Annotated in this window: 9 protein-coding genes and 2 rRNA genes; 2 read left to right on the plus strand and 9 right to left on the minus strand. The window is 65.3% G+C overall.

The annotated features are described in order from the left end of the window. Positions 1-16: 16 nt before the first annotated feature. The 5 genes from OHS82_RS13005 to thyX form a co-directional block, all read right to left on the minus strand. Positions 17-3,140 (minus strand): 23S ribosomal RNA (locus OHS82_RS13005). 314 nt (positions 3,141-3,454) lie between these two features. Next, a 16S ribosomal RNA gene (locus OHS82_RS13010) occupies positions 3,455-4,980 on the minus strand. Together the 16S and 23S rRNA genes form the textbook arrangement of a ribosomal RNA operon. A 512-nt stretch (positions 4,981-5,492) precedes the next feature. Beyond that, complete coding sequence (locus tag OHS82_RS13015; RefSeq protein ID WP_107105235.1) at positions 5,493-7,178, minus strand: ribonuclease J; 1,686 nt, start codon at positions 7,176-7,178, stop codon at positions 5,493-5,495. A 128-nt stretch (positions 7,179-7,306) separates the two neighbouring features. Then, positions 7,307-8,206 (minus strand): 4-hydroxy-tetrahydrodipicolinate synthase, encoded by a 900-nt coding sequence (gene dapA, locus OHS82_RS13020; protein ID WP_057579453.1) that lies wholly within the window; start codon positions 8,204-8,206, stop codon positions 7,307-7,309. Between the two features lie 205 nt (positions 8,207-8,411). Then, complete coding sequence (thyX, locus tag OHS82_RS13025) at positions 8,412-9,152, minus strand: FAD-dependent thymidylate synthase (protein ID WP_057579454.1); 741 nt, start codon at positions 9,150-9,152, stop codon at positions 8,412-8,414. 185 nt (positions 9,153-9,337) lie between these two features. Here thyX and OHS82_RS13030 point away from each other — a divergent pair, with 185 nt between their 5' ends. After that, positions 9,338-9,574: a hypothetical protein gene (locus OHS82_RS13030; RefSeq protein ID WP_057579455.1), complete on the plus strand. Its 237-nt coding sequence runs from the start codon at positions 9,338-9,340 to the stop codon at positions 9,572-9,574. 105 nt (positions 9,575-9,679) lie between these two features. Beyond that, positions 9,680-10,231: a hypothetical protein gene (locus OHS82_RS13035; RefSeq protein WP_057579456.1), complete on the plus strand. Its 552-nt coding sequence runs from the start codon at positions 9,680-9,682 to the stop codon at positions 10,229-10,231. 87 nt (positions 10,232-10,318) lie between these two features. Here OHS82_RS13035 and OHS82_RS13040 read toward each other — a convergent pair whose 3' ends face one another. The 4 genes from OHS82_RS13040 to OHS82_RS13055 are packed head-to-tail and all read right to left on the minus strand — an operon-like array spanning position 10,319 to position 15,181. Further along, entirely contained in the window at positions 10,319-10,774 is a 456-nt protein-coding gene (locus tag OHS82_RS13040) for a hypothetical protein (protein WP_057579457.1), read from the minus strand. 12 nt (positions 10,775-10,786) lie between these two features. Further along, a complete protein-coding gene (dapB, locus tag OHS82_RS13045) occupies positions 10,787-11,539 on the minus strand; it encodes a 4-hydroxy-tetrahydrodipicolinate reductase (RefSeq protein ID WP_057579458.1) in 753 nt (250 codons plus the stop codon). 46 nt (positions 11,540-11,585) lie between these two features. Beyond that, complete coding sequence (locus tag OHS82_RS13050) at positions 11,586-12,965, minus strand: M16 family metallopeptidase (protein ID WP_057579459.1); 1,380 nt, start codon at positions 12,963-12,965, stop codon at positions 11,586-11,588. Beyond that, positions 12,962-15,181 carry a polyribonucleotide nucleotidyltransferase gene (locus OHS82_RS13055; protein WP_057579461.1) on the minus strand — a complete coding sequence of 740 codons (2,220 nt, stop codon included), beginning with the start codon at positions 15,179-15,181 and terminating at the stop codon, positions 12,962-12,964. Before OHS82_RS13055 ends, OHS82_RS13050 begins: the two co-directional genes overlap by 4 nt. Positions 15,182-15,492 lie beyond the last annotated feature (311 nt).

Genomic DNA, 15,492 nt, shown 5'->3' on the forward strand with positions numbered 1-15,492 from the left:
GTGGACGCGAGCAACTGAGGACAAGCCCTCGGCCTATTAGTACCAGTCAGCTTCACCCATTACTGGGCTTCCACATCCGGCCTATCAACCCAGTCGTCTACTGGGAGCCTTACCCCATCAAGTGGGTGGGAATACTCATCTCGAAGCAGGCTTCCCGCTTAGATGCTTTCAGCGGTTATCCCTCCCGAACGTAGCCAACCAGCCATGCCCTTGGCAGAACAACTGGCACACCAGAGGTTCGTCCGTCCCGGTCCTCTCGTACTAGGGACAGCCCTTCTCAATATTCCTGCGCGCGCAGCGGATAGGGACCGAACTGTCTCACGACGTTCTAAACCCAGCTCGCGTACCGCTTTAATGGGCGAACAGCCCAACCCTTGGGACCGACTCCAGCCCCAGGATGCGACGAGCCGACATCGAGGTGCCAAACCATCCCGTCGATATGGACTCTTGGGGAAGATCAGCCTGTTATCCCCGGGGTACCTTTTATCCGTTGAGCGACGGCGCTTCCACAAGCCACCGCCGGATCACTAGTCCCGACTTTCGTCCCTGCTCGACCCGTCGGTCTCACAGTCAAGCTCCCTTGTGCACTTACACTCAACACCTGATTGCCAACCAGGCTGAGGGAACCTTTGGGCGCCTCCGTTACTCTTTAGGAGGCAACCGCCCCAGTTAAACTACCCATCAGACACTGTCCCTGATCCGGATCACGGACCCAGGTTAGACATCCAGCACGACCAGACTGGTATTTCAACGACGACTCCACCTGAACTGGCGTCCAAGCTTCACAGTCTCCCAGCTATCCTACACAAGCCGAACCGAACACCAATATCAAACTGTAGTAAAGGTCCCGGGGTCTTTCCGTCCTGCTGCGCGAAACGAGCATCTTTACTCGTAGTGCAATTTCACCGGGCCTATGGTTGAGACAGTCGAGAAGTCGTTACGCCATTCGTGCAGGTCGGAACTTACCCGACAAGGAATTTCGCTACCTTAGGATGGTTATAGTTACCACCGCCGTTTACTGGCGCTTAAGTTCTCAGCTTCGCCACACCGAAATGTGACTAACCGGTCCCCTTAACGTTCCAGCACCGGGCAGGCGTCAGTCCGTATACATCGCCTTACGGCTTCGCACGGACCTGTGTTTTTAGTAAACAGTCGCTTCTCGCTGGTCTCTGCGGCCACCCCCAGCTCATGGAGTAAATCCAATCACCAGTGATGGCCCCCCTTCTCCCGAAGTTACGGGGGCATTTTGCCGAGTTCCTTAACCATAGTTCACCCGAACGCCTCGGTATTCTCTACCTGACCACCTGAGTCGGTTTAGGGTACGGGCCGCCATGAAACTCGCTAGAGGCTTTTCTCGACAGCATAGGATCATCCACTTCGCCACAATCGGCTCGGCATCAGGTCTCAGACTATGTGGTGTGCGGATTTGCCTACACACCGTCCTACACCCTTACCCCGGGACAACCACCGCCCGGGATGGACTACCTTCCTGCGTCACCCCATCACTCACCTACTACAAGTCTGGTCCGTCGGCTCCACCACTTTCCATTCCCCGAAGGGTCCGGAACGGCTTCACGGACTTAGCATCGCCTGGTTCGATGTTTGACGCTTCACAGCGGGTACCGGAATATCAACCGGTTATCCATCGACTACGCCTGTCGGCCTCGCCTTAGGTCCCGACTTACCCTGGGCAGATCAGCTTGACCCAGGAACCCTTAGTCAATCGGCGCACACGTTTCTCACGTGTGAATCGCTACTCATGCCTGCATTCTCACTCGTGAACCGTCCACAACTACCTTCCGGTGCTGCTTCACCCGGCACACGACGCTCCCCTACCCATCACGATCCCCGTTGGGGGTATATATCGCAATGACACGACTTCGGCGGTACGCTTGAGCCCCGCTACATTGTCGGCGCGGAATCACTAGACCAGTGAGCTATTACGCACTCTTTCAAGGGTGGCTGCTTCTAAGCCAACCTCCTGGTTGTCTCTGCGACTCCACATCCTTTCCCACTTAGCGTACGCTTAGGGGCCTTAGTCGATGCTCTGGGCTGTTTCCCTCTCGACCATGGAGCTTATCCCCCACAGTCTCACTGCCGCGCTCTCACTTACCGGCATTCGGAGTTTGGCTAAGGTCAGTAACCCGGTAGGGCCCATCGCCTATCCAGTGCTCTACCTCCGGCAAGAAACACACGACGCTGCACCTAAATGCATTTCGGGGAGAACCAGCTATCACGGAGTTTGATTGGCCTTTCACCCCTAACCACAGGTCATCCCCCAGGTTTTCAACCCTGGTGGGTTCGGTCCTCCACGAAGTCTTACCTCCGCTTCAACCTGCCCATGGCTAGATCACTCCGCTTCGGGTCTTGAGCGTGCTACTGAAACGCCCTGTTCGGACTCGCTTTCGCTACGGCTACCCCACTCGGGTTAACCTCGCAACACACCGCAAACTCGCAGGCTCATTCTTCAAAAGGCACGCAGTCACGAGACGCCAAGCAAGCTTGACGTCCGACGCTCCCACGGCTTGTAGGCACACGGTTTCAGGTACTATTTCACTCCGCTCCCGCGGTACTTTTCACCATTCCCTCACGGTACTATCCGCTATCGGTCACCAGGGAATATTTAGGCTTAGCGGGTGGTCCCGCCAGATTCACACGGGATTTCTCGGGCCCCGTGCTACTTGGGTGTCTCTCAAACGAGCCGTTGATGTTTCGACTACGGGGGTCTTACCCTCTACGCCGGACCTTTCGCATGTCCTTCGCCTACATCAACGGTTTCTGACTCGCCTCACAGCCGGCAGACTGTGAAAGAGAGATCCCACAACCCCGTACACGCAACCCCTGCCGGGTCTCACACGTATACGGTTTGGCCTCATCCGGTTTCGCTCGCCACTACTCCCGGAATCACGGTTGTTTTCTCTTCCTGCGGGTACTGAGATGTTTCACTTCCCCGCGTTCCCTCCACATACCCTATGTGTTCAGGTATGGGTGACAGCCCATGACGACTGCCGGGTTTCCCCATTCGGAAACCCCCGGATCAAAGCCTGGTTGACGGCTCCCCGGGGACTATCGTGGCCTCCCACGTCCTTCATCGGTTCCTGGTGCCAAGGCATCCACCGTGCGCCCTTAAAAACTTGGCCACAGATGCTCGCGTCCACTGTGCAGTTCTCAAACAACGACCAGCCACCCATCACCCCCAACCTGAGCTGGAGTTCACTGGGGCCGGCATCAGAAGGACGACCTCACGGCCATACCCTCAGACACCCAACAGCGTGCCCGACCCGATCCCGCCCGGAGATCATGCTTTCCACGCTCCGAAGAGCAGTACTCGCAAGCCTCCGACCCGGAAACCGGACCGAATAATCAACGTTCCACCCATGAGCAACCAGCATCGGACGTTCGCCGATGAACTGGCCCCTGGACAACCTTGCGGCTGCCTAGAAGTGCTCCTTAGAAAGGAGGTGATCCAGCCGCACCTTCCGGTACGGCTACCTTGTTACGACTTCGTCCCAATCGCCAGTCCCACCTTCGACAGCTCCCTCCCACAAGGGGTTGGGCCACCGGCTTCGGGTGTTACCGACTTTCGTGACGTGACGGGCGGTGTGTACAAGGCCCGGGAACGTATTCACCGCAGCAATGCTGATCTGCGATTACTAGCAACTCCGACTTCATGGGGTCGAGTTGCAGACCCCAATCCGAACTGAGACCGGCTTTTTGAGATTCGCTCCACCTCACGGTTTCGCAGCTCTTTGTACCGGCCATTGTAGCACGTGTGCAGCCCAAGACATAAGGGGCATGATGACTTGACGTCGTCCCCACCTTCCTCCGAGTTGACCCCGGCAGTCTCCTGTGAGTCCCCATCACCCCGAAGGGCATGCTGGCAACACAGAACAAGGGTTGCGCTCGTTGCGGGACTTAACCCAACATCTCACGACACGAGCTGACGACAGCCATGCACCACCTGTACACCGACCACAAGGGGGCGACCATCTCTGGCCGTTTCCGGTGTATGTCAAGCCTTGGTAAGGTTCTTCGCGTTGCGTCGAATTAAGCCACATGCTCCGCTGCTTGTGCGGGCCCCCGTCAATTCCTTTGAGTTTTAGCCTTGCGGCCGTACTCCCCAGGCGGGGAACTTAATGCGTTAGCTGCGGCACCGACGACGTGGAATGTCGCCAACACCTAGTTCCCACCGTTTACGGCGTGGACTACCAGGGTATCTAATCCTGTTCGCTCCCCACGCTTTCGCTCCTCAGCGTCAGTAATGGCCCAGAGATCCGCCTTCGCCACCGGTGTTCCTCCTGATATCTGCGCATTTCACCGCTACACCAGGAATTCCGATCTCCCCTACCACACTCTAGTCTGCCCGTATCGAATGCAGACCCGGGGTTAAGCCCCGGGCTTTCACATCCGACGTGACAGACCGCCTACGAGCTCTTTACGCCCAATAATTCCGGACAACGCTTGCGCCCTACGTATTACCGCGGCTGCTGGCACGTAGTTAGCCGGCGCTTCTTCTGCAGGTACCGTCACTTTCGCTTCTTCCCTGCTGAAAGAGGTTTACAACCCGAAGGCCGTCATCCCTCACGCGGCGTCGCTGCATCAGGCTTTCGCCCATTGTGCAATATTCCCCACTGCTGCCTCCCGTAGGAGTCTGGGCCGTGTCTCAGTCCCAGTGTGGCCGGTCGCCCTCTCAGGCCGGCTACCCGTCGTCGCCTTGGTGAGCCATTACCTCACCAACAAGCTGATAGGCCGCGGGCTCATCCTTCACCGCCGGAGCTTTCAACCCCCACCCATGCGAGTGGAAGTGATATCCGGTATTAGACCCCGTTTCCAGGGCTTGTCCCAGAGTGAAGGGCAGATTGCCCACGTGTTACTCACCCGTTCGCCACTAATCCCCACCGAAGTGGTTCATCGTTCGACTTGCATGTGTTAAGCACGCCGCCAGCGTTCGTCCTGAGCCAGGATCAAACTCTCCGTGAATGTTTTCCCGTGATCGGGATCGCACACACGAGAGCGGAACGTCGAGCGGAATAAGCCCGGCGTTCACAACGTCCTCGCTGTGTTTGTTTCAAAGGAACCTCATCCTCGGCTATCACTGCCGGGGACGGGGTATCAACATATCTGGCGTTGATTTTTGGCACGCTGTTGAGTTCTCAAGGAACGGACGCTTCCTTCGTACTCACCCTCTCGGGCTTTCCTCCGGGCAGTTTCCCTTCGGTCTTGCGTTTCCGACTCTATCAGACCGTTTCCCGATCCGATTTCCTCGGTGCTTTCCAGGTTTCCCGCTTATCTCGCGGTTTCCCTTTCCGGCGGTTCCGACTTTATCAGAAGTTCTGAGTCGGTTTTCCCGGCCCTCCCGGGGACTGGTTCCCTACGCACGAGGCGTGGGGGTTCCCGTTCAGGCGGAGCCGTAAACGTACTGGAGCGGGGCTCCCCGATGCAAATCGGGGAGCCCCGCTCCGGGTTCACGCGTACGAGGGGACGTACGTCGCTCAGACCTCGACCACGACCGGGAGGATCATCGGCCTGCGGCGATAGGTGTCGGAGACCCACTTGCCCAAGGTGCGGCGGATGAGCTGCTGCAGCTGGTGGGGCTCCACGACGCCGTCCTGCGCGGAGCGTTCCAGGACCTCGGCGATCTTCGGGGTGACGGCCGAGAAGGCCGAGTCCTCGATGCCCGAGCCGCGGGCCTGGATGTGGGGACCGCCCGTGATCTTGCCGGTGGACGAGTCCACGACGACGAAGACCGAGATGATGCCTTCGTCTCCCAGGATCTTCCGGTCCTTGAGGGCCGGCTCGCCGACGTCGCCGACCGAGAGGCCGTCGACGTACACGTAGCCCGCCTGGACCTTGCCCGCGATCTTCGCCTTGCCCTCGACCAGGTCGACGACCACGCCGTCCTCCGCGATCACGATGCGGTCGTGCGGGACGCCGGTCAGTGCGCCCAGCTCGGCGTTGGCGCGCAGGTGCCGCCATTCGCCGTGGACCGGCATCAGGTTCTTCGGGCGGCAGATGTTGTAGAAGTACAGGAGCTCGCCGGCGGACGCGTGGCCCGAGACGTGCACCTTGGCGTTGCCTTTGTGGATGACGTTCGCGCCCCAGCGGGTCAGACCGTTGATCACCCGGTAGACCGCGTTCTCGTTGCCCGGGATGAGCGACGACGCCAGGATCACCGTGTCGCCGGGGACGATGCGGATCTGGTGGTCGCGGTTGGCCATGCGGGACAGGGCGGCCATCGGTTCGCCCTGGGACCCCGTGCACACCAGCACGACCTCGTGGTCCGGAAGGTCGTCGAGGGTCTTGACGTCCACGACGAGGCCCGGCGGGACCTTCAGGTAGCCCAGGTCGCGCGCGATGCCCATGTTGCGGACCATCGAGCGGCCCACGAAGGCGACGCGGCGGCCGTACTCGTGCGCCGCGTCGAGGATCTGCTGGATGCGGTGGACGTGGCTGGCGAAGCTGGCCACGATGATCCGCTTGCGGGCTCCGGCGAAGACCGTGCGCAGGACGTTGGAGATGTCCCGCTCGGGCGGCACGAAACCCGGGACCTCGGCGTTCGTCGAGTCGGAGAGAAGGAGGTCGATGCCCTCCTCGCTCAGGCGTGCGAACGCGTGCAGGTCGGTGAGCCGGCCGTCCAGCGGGAGCTGGTCCATCTTGAAGTCGCCCGTGTGGACCACCATGCCGGCGGGCGTACGGATCGCGACGGCGAGCGCGTCCGGGATCGAGTGGTTGACGGCGATGAACTCGCAGTCGAACGGGCCGATGCGCTCACGGTGTCCCTCCGCCACCTCGAGGGTGTACGGGCGGATGCGGTGCTCCTGGAGCTTGGCCTCGATCAGCGCGAGGGTCAGCTTGGAGCCGATGAGCGGGATGTCCGGCTTCTCGCGGAGGAGATAGGGGACGGCGCCGATGTGGTCCTCGTGACCATGGGTGAGGACGATGCCCTCGATGTCGTCGAGGCGGTCCCGGATGGACGAGAAGTCCGGCAGGATCAGGTCGATGCCGGGCTGCTCCTCCTCGGGGAACAGCACCCCGCAGTCGACGATCAGCAGGCGGCCGCCGTACTCGAAGACCGTCATGTTCCGGCCGATTTCACCGAGCCCGCCGAGCGGGGTGACCCGGAGGCCGCCTGCGACGAGCTGCGGGGGCGGAGCGAGTTGCGGATGCGGATGACTCAAAAGACTCTCCTCAAACACGCGCGCCACGTACCGGTGGGCACGTGGCGCGCATGACGTTCGTGCAGAAGCAGTTGTCGTTGTGGATTGCAGGCACCGGTGGCCTGCCTATTCAGTTGTGAAGTCTGTTGTCAGAGCTGTACCCCGCCCGCGGCAAGATCGATCTTGAGCTGTTCGATCTCTTCGGGCGAGCACTCGACCATGGGCGGGCGCAGCGGTCCGGCGGGCAGGCCCTGCAGGGCGAGCGCCGCCTTCGTCGTCATGACGCCCTGGGTGCGGAACATGCCCGTATAGACGGGGAGCAGCTTCTGGTGGATCTCCGTGGCCTTCTGGACTTCGCCGGCGGTGAACGCCTCGACCAGGGCGCGCAGCTCCGGGGTGACCAGGTGGCCGACCACCGAGACGAAGCCGACCGCGCCCACGGAGAGCAGCGGCAGGTTCAGCATGTCGTCGCCGGAGTACCAGGCGAGGCCGGAGCGCGCGATGGCCCAGCTCGCCCGGCCGAGGTCGCCCTTGGCGTCCTTGTTGGCGACGATCCGCGGGTGCGCGGCGAGGCGGACCAGCGTCTCGGTGCTGATCGGGACTCCGCTGCGGCCGGGGATGTCGTAGAGCATGACCGGCAGTCCGGTGGCGTCGGCGACGGCCGTGAAATGGCGGTACAGGCCCTCCTGCGGGGGCTTGTTGTAGTACGGGGTGACGACCAGGAGGCCGTGTGCGCCCGTCGTCTCCGCCGTCCTCGCCAGTTCGACGCTGTGGTGGGTGTCGTTGGTGCCGACTCCGGCGACCACGTGGGCGCGGTCTCCGACGGCCTCCACGACGGCTCGTACCAGATCCGATTTCTCCGCGTCGCTGGTGGTGGGCGACTCGCCGGTGGTGCCGTTGACGATCAGGCCGTCGTTGCCTGCGTCCACCAGGTGGGTGGCGAGCCGCTGTGCGCCGTCGAGGTCGATCGCGCCGTCCGCCGTGAAGGGCGTGACCATGGCGGTGAGGACCCTCCCGAAGGGGGTCTGCGGAGTGGAGGTCGGAGCCATGGGTGACACGCTACTCGTTGCTCACGGCGGGGTCTGCCCTCGGGGGGCGCGAAAAGTCATGACAAAGATGGAACCCGGCACTGCCTGCTCGGGGGTTCAAGCAGTGCCGGGTCCGTTTGATCAGGCTAGATGAACTTCTCCAAATGCCGCAATACGGACACTTCGGGCGGATGATCCGTACATACGTCTCCGTAGCCCGTCCTCGTCAGGGGGCGACACGCCCGTTCGCGTTGAAGGCCGCGTAGGTGAGGGGCATGAGCGCGGCCCACTCGGCCTCCATCTTCTCGCCCACCATCTCGATCTCCCGCTGCGGGAAGGAGGGGACCTTCGCCAGCTCGTGCTGGGTGCGCAGGCCCAGGAAGTGCATCAGCGAGCGGGCGTTGCAGGTGGCGTACATCGAGGAGAACAGGCCGACCGGGAGGACCGCGCGGGCGACCTCGCGGGCGACGCCGGCGGCGAGCATCTCCTGGTAGGCCTCGTACGCCCGGAGGTAGGAGTCCTCCATGGTGCGGCCCACGAGCTCCTGCTGGGCCTGGGTGCCCTCGACGAAGACGTACTTGCCGGGGCGGCCCTGCTGTACCAGCTTGCGGGACTCGCCGGGGACGTAGAAGACCGGCTGGAGCTCCCGGTAGCGGCCGCTCTCCTCGTTGTAGGACCAGCCCACGCGGTGCCGCATGAACTCGCGGAAGACGAAGATCGGGGCACTGATGAAGAAGGTCATCGAGTTGTGCTCGAAGGGGCTGCCGTGCCGGTCCCGCATCAGATAGTTGATCAGGCCCTTCGAGCGTTCGGGGTCCTTGCCCAGCTCGTCGAGGGACTGCTCGCCGACGGTCGAGACACGGGCGGCGAAGAGCACGTCGGCGTCGGACGCGGTGTGCTTGACCAGCTCGACGGTGACGTCGCTGCGGAAGCCGGGTTTGAGGTCGTCGGCGGGGCTGTCGGTCACGGTGCGGAGGTCCTTCCATCGCGTCTTCGGAGCGGCGCCAACTCTACGGGGGCCGTTGGGCCGGACGGGCACGGGCATGCCGCGGATTCCTCCAGGACGTCTGCCTATATGGGGCACGTTTTCGGGCACTCGCTCGTCTGTATCGGTAGACGATGTCCCCCACGTTCCAGGAGGAAGTACCCACCATGCTCCGTCGGCGCGAGCCCGTTCCCTTCGCCTTCCTCGCCGAGGCCGACAGGTTCCGAAGCAATGTCACTCCCCCGCCCCCCGAGCGGTCCTCCGTGAGCCGGATAGCCGGGCGCTGGCTGCTGGGGCTCACCATCGTGGCCGGGCTCGTGGGCGCGCTGGTCATCGGGACGCCGGCGCTGAGCGTCGACCACTCCTCGCCGGCCCAGCAGTCACAGGCGTCCCAGAGCCGCTGACGCGGGGCCGGCACCGCCGCCACGAACCCCCGATGGTGGTGAGCAGGGACACAGGCGGATAGCCTCACCGGGCACAGCCCACGCATGGACGAGTGAGGACCAGTCGTGCCCCTGCCCTTTCTGACGGCCGACCGACCGTTCGACGCGGCGGACGACGTCGCCCTGCCCTTCGAGGACCATGAGCGCTGGCGGCGCCCCTACCGCCCCGGCCCCTGGCGGGTCGGGATCGCGGCGCTGGCGCTGCTGCTCGCCTCGTTCGTGCTGTTCGCGGCCGTCGTCATCGCCCTGACCGGCTCCGTGTCCGAGGCCGCCGTGGTCTTCGGCGGCTCGCTGCTGGTGATCGCCGCCGCCCTGCGGCTGCTGCGCATGGGCGTGTGGGTGAGCGCGCGCGGGCTGCGCCATGTCGGCTTCCTCGTCACGCGCACGCTGCCGTGGGAGCGGGTCGGAGCGGTGCACACCGTGCAGCAGCCGGTGCGCTGGCTGGGGCTGCCGCGGACCGTCCAGGGGCAGGCCCTGACGGTCTCGCGACGGGACCGGCCCGCCGAGAGCACGCCCCTGCTGACCACGCACGGGGCGGACTTCCTGGCACGCGGCGAGGCCTTCGACCGGGCGGCTGACGCGGTCGAGGCGTGGGCCGCGGAGAACCGGCACGGCTGATCGCCGAACGCACGAAGGGGCCGGTCCGCCGAGAGCGCGGGCCGGCCCCTTCCGCGTACGGGCAGGACGGGCGGGGATGGGTGAAGGTCAGGCGGCCTCGACGGGCTTGCCGTCGTGCAGACTGATCGCCCGCTGCATGGCCTTGCGGGCTCGGGGGGTGTCCCGGGCGTCGTGGTAGGCGACGGCGAGACGGAACCAGCTGCGCCAGTCCTCGGGGGCAGCCTCCGTCTCGGCCTTGCGCACGGCGAACACCTCGTCGGCCGAGTCGCGGTCGACCCGGCCGCTCGGGGTCCGCTTCAGCTCGTCGACGGGCAGACCGCCCTCGGCGTCGAGTTCCGCGGCGAGGGCGTTGGCCCGGCGGACGAACTGGGTGTTCTTCCACAGGAACCAGACGCCGATGACCGGGAGGATCAGCACCGCCACGCCGAAGGTGACGGTCAGCAGTGTGCCGGACTGGATGAGCATGACGCCGCGGCTGCCGACCAGGACGAAGTAGAAGACCAGGACGGCGGCCGTGAGGGCGTAGGAGATCTTCGCGCGCATGACGTCAGAGGCTCAGTTCAGGTCCAGGAAGTGTTCCAGGCCGAAGGTGAGGCCGGGCGTCGACACCACCCGGCGGGCTCCCAGCAGGATGCCCGGCATGAAGCTGCTGTGGTGGAGCGAGTCGTGGCGGACGGTCAGGGTCTCGCCCTCGCCGCCCAGCAGGACCTCCTGATGGGCCAGGAGGCCCCGCAACCTGATCGCGTGGACCGGGACGCCGTCGACGCTGGCTCCCCGCGCCCCGTCGAGCGCCGTCGCCGTGGCGTCCGGGGCCGGGGCCGAGCCGGCCTCGCGGCGGGCCTGCGCGATGAGCTGGGCGGTGCGGGTGGCGGTGCCGGAGGGGGCGTCCACCTTGTTGGGGTGGTGCAGTTCCACGACCTCGACGGACTCGAAGTACGGCGCGGCGATCTGCGCGAACTTCATGGTCAGGACGGCCCCGATGGAGAAGTTGGGTGCGATGAGCACGCCCGTGGCGGGGGACGCGGCCAGCCAGTCGTTCAGCCGCGCGAGGCGTTCGTCCGTCCAGCCGGTGGTGCCGACCACGGCGTGGATGCCGTGCCGTACGCAGAAGTCGAGGTTGTCCATGACCGAGGCGGGGGTGGTCAGTTCGACCGCGACCTGGGCGCCGGTCTTCGCCAGCGTCTCCAGGTCGTCGCCGCGGCCGAGGGCGGCCACGAGCTCCATGTCCTCGGCGGCCTCGACCGCCCGTACCGCCTCGGAGCCGATCCGGCCGTTGGCGCCGAGGACCGCCACGCGCAGCTTGCTCATCTCTTGTGCTTCCTTACCGAAGTAGCCGAAGGCCTGGCGAAGGGGGTCAGGCGACCGCGTCGTGCAGCCGGGCGGCCTGCTTGTCCTTGAGCGGGCCGATGACCGACAGCGACGGGCGCTGTCCCAGGATGTCGCGGGCCACGGAGCGGACCTCGTCCGGGGTGACGGCCGCTATCCGGGCCAGCATGTCGTCGACGGACATCTGGTCGCCCCAGCACAGCTCGCTCTTGCCGATGCGGTTCATGAGCGCGCCGGTGTCCTCGAGGCCGAGGACCGTGGAGCCGCGGAGCTGGCCGATGGCGCGGACGATCTCCTCGTCGGACAGGCCGTGCTGGGCGACCTGGTCGAGTTCGTCCCGGCAGATCTTCAGCACGTCGTGCACCTGACTCGGGCGGCAGCCCGCGTACACGCCGAAGAGGCCGCAGTCGGCGAAGCCCGAGGTGTACGAGTACACGCTGTAGGCCAGGCCGCGCTTCTCGCGGACCTCCTGGAAGAGGCGGGAGGACATGCCGCCGCCGAGCGCCGTGTTCAGCACGCCGAGCGCCCAGCGCCGGTCGTCCGTGCGGGCGAGACCGGGCATGCCGAGCACGACGTGCGCCTGCTCGGTCTTGCGGCCGATCAGCTCGACCCGGCCCAGGGCGCGGATCGCGCGCCGGCCGTCACGCGGGGCGATGGGCGCCGCGTCCGTGTTCCTGAGGGAGCCCGCCTTCTCGAAGGCCGCGCGGACCTGGCGGACGACCTTGTTGTGGTCGATGTTGCCGGCGGCGGCGACCACGAGGTGGGTCGGGTCGTAGTGCTTCTTGTAGAAGCGGCGGATGCGGTCGGCGGTGAGGGCATTGACCGTGTCGACGGTGCCGAGGACCGGCCGGCCGAGGGGGTTGTCCCCGAACATCGTCTGCGCGAACAGGTCGTGCACGCAGTCGCCGGGGTCGTCCTCGGTCATGGCGATCTCTTCGAGGATCGCGCCGCGCTCGACGTTGACGTCCTCCTCACGGATGAGGGAGCCGGTCAGCATGTCGCAGACGACGTCGATGGCGAGCGGCAGGTCGGTGTCGAGCACGCGCGCGTAGTAGCACGTGTACTCCTTCGCCGTGAACGCGTTCATCTCGCCGCCCACCGCGTCTATCGCGGAGGAGATGTCGAGCGCGGACCTGCGGCTCGTCCCCTTGAAGAGGAGGTGCTCCAGGTAGTGCGTGGCGCCGTTCAGGGACGGCGTCTCGTCACGGGAGCCGACGTGGGCCCAGATGCCGAAGGTGGCGGAGCGGACCGACGGGAGGGTCTCGGTGACGATGCGCAGGCCGCCCGGCAGGGTGGTCTTGCGGACGACGCCGATGCCGGCCGTGCCTTTGATCAGGGTTTGGGTACGGGCGACGGCCCGCGCCTCCGAAGAGGTGCGGGCCGTCGCCTGGGAGCTACTCGACGTCACTTGTCGGAGTCGTCCTTCGCGTCCTCGGCAGCTTCCTCGCCCTCGATCACGGGGATCAGGGAGAGCTTGCCGCGGGAGTCGATCTCGGCGATCTCGACCTGGACCTTGGAGCCCACACCGAGCACGTCCTCGACGTTCTCCACGCGCTTGCCGCCGGCGAGCTTGCGGATCTGCGAGATGTGCAGCAGACCGTCCTTGCCCGGGAGCAGCGACACGAACGCACCGAAGGTCGTGGTCTTGACGACCGTGCCCAGGTAGCGCTCGCCGACCTCCGGCATGGTCGGGTTGGCGATGCCGTTGATCGTGGCGCGGGCGGCCTCGGCCTGCGAGCCGACCTGGGCACCGATGTAGATGGTGCCGTCGTCCTCGATCGTGATCTCGGCGCCGGTGTCCTCCTGGATCTGGTTGATCATCTTGCCCTTCGGGCCGATGACCTCACCGATCTTGTCCACGGGGATCTTGACGGTGATGATCCGCGGGGCGTTGGGGGACATCTCGTCCGGCGTGTCGATCGCTTCCATCATCACGTCGAGGATGTGGAGGCGGGCGTCGCGGGCCTGCTTGAGGGCCGCGGCCAGGACGGAGGCCGGGATGCCGTCCAGCTTGGTGTCGAGCTGGAGGGCGGTGACGAACTCCTTGGTGCCGGCGACCTTGAAGTCCATGTCGCCGAAGGCGTCCTCCGCACCGAGGATGTCGGTGAGGGCGACGTAGTGCGTCTCGCCGTTGATCTCCTGGGAGATCAGGCCCATGGCGATGCCGGCGACGGGGGCCTTGAGGGGCACACCGGCGTTCAGCAGCGACATGGTGGAGGCGCAGACCGAGCCCATGGACGTCGAGCCGTTGGAGCCGAGGGCCTCGGACACCTGGCGGATCGCGTAGGGGAACTCCTCGCGCGTCGGCAGGACCGGCACGATGGCGCGCTCGGCGAGGGCGCCGTGGCCGATCTCGCGGCGCTTGGGGGAGCCCACGCGGCCGGTCTCGCCGACGGAGTACGGCGGGAAGTTGTAGTTGTGCATGTAGCGCTTGCGGGTCACCGGGGAAAGGGTGTCCAGCTGCTGCTCCATGCGGAGCATGTTGAGGGTGGTGACGCCCAGGATCTGGGTCTCGCCACGCTCGAACAGCGCCGAGCCGTGCACGCGCGGGATGGCCTCGACCTCGGCGGCGAGCGTACGGATGTCCGTGACGCCGCGGCCGTCGATGCGGGTCTTCTCCTTGATCACGCGCTCGCGGACCAGCTGCTTGGTGAGCGAGCGGTACGCGGCGGAGATCTCCTTCTCGCGGCCCTCGAACTCCGGGAGGAGCTTCTCGGCGGCGAGCGCCTTGACGCGGTCGAGCTCGGCCTCGCGGTCCTGCTTGCCGGCGATGGTCAGCGCGGAGGCGAGCTCCGGGCGGACGGCGGCCGACAGGGCCTCCAGGATGTCGTCCTGGTAGTCGAGGAAGACCGGGAAGTCACCGGTCGGCTTCGCGGCCTTGGCGGCGAGGTCGGCCTGGGCCTTGCAGAGCACCTTGATGAAGGGCTTCGCGGCGTCCAGACCGGCGGCGACGACCTCCTCGGTCGGCGCCTCGGCGCCGCCCGCGACCAGCTGGATGGTCTTCTCGGTGGCCTCGGCCTCGACCATCATGATCGCGACGTCGCCGTCCTCCAGGACGCGGCCGGCGACCACCATGTCGAAGACGGCGTCCTCGAGCTCGGTGTGCGTCGGGAACGCGACCCACTGGCCGTTGATCAGCGCGACGCGGACGCCGCCGATCGGGCCGGAGAAGGGCAGGCCGGCCAGCTGGGTGGACGCGGAGGCGGCGTTGATCGCCACGACGTCGTACAGGTGGTCGGGGTTGAGCGCCATGATGGTGGCGACGACCTGGATCTCGTTGCGCAGGCCCTTGCGGAAGGACGGGCGCAGCGGGCGGTCGATCAGGCGGCAGGTGAGGATGGCGTCCTCGGAGGGACGGCCCTCACGGCGGAAGAAGCTGCCGGGGATCTTGCCGGCGGCGTACATCCGCTCCTCGACGTCCACCGTGAGGGGGAAGAAGTCGAGCTGGTCCTTGGGGTTCTTGGAGGCGGTGGTGGCCGACAGCACCATGGTGTCGTCGTCCAGGTACGCCACGGCGGAGCCGGCGGCCTGCTTGGCCAGGCGGCCCGTCTCGAAGCGGATGGTGCGGGTGCCGAAGGAACCGTTGTCGATGACGGCCTCGGCGTAGTGGGTCTCGTTCTCCACTAGCATTTTCTCCGTTACTTGTCGTCTTTCGTCCCTCGCTGCCCGTGTGGCAGGGGGACGGTGGCGGAGAAGCGCTCGGTGCGGGCCGGTCTTCGATCGAAGCACCCGGGGTTCTCTCGCCCGGGGGCCACTACCGAGGACCGGCGGCGGCTGGGCGCGCTTCTCCTCGTTCGTGTGCGTGGTGACGTCTACCCGCAGCGAGTACACGTCATCACGCCGTGTCGTACGTATGGCGTTGTGCTACCACACTACAAAGCGTCGGTGACACTCCGCACGTTTCCGCTCCACGGTCGGGCGTACGACGGGCCCTG

It is taken from the genome of Streptomyces sp. NBC_00425 (genome assembly GCF_036030735.1).
In the GTDB taxonomy this organism is placed as follows: Bacteria; Actinomycetota; Actinomycetes; order Streptomycetales; family Streptomycetaceae; genus Streptomyces.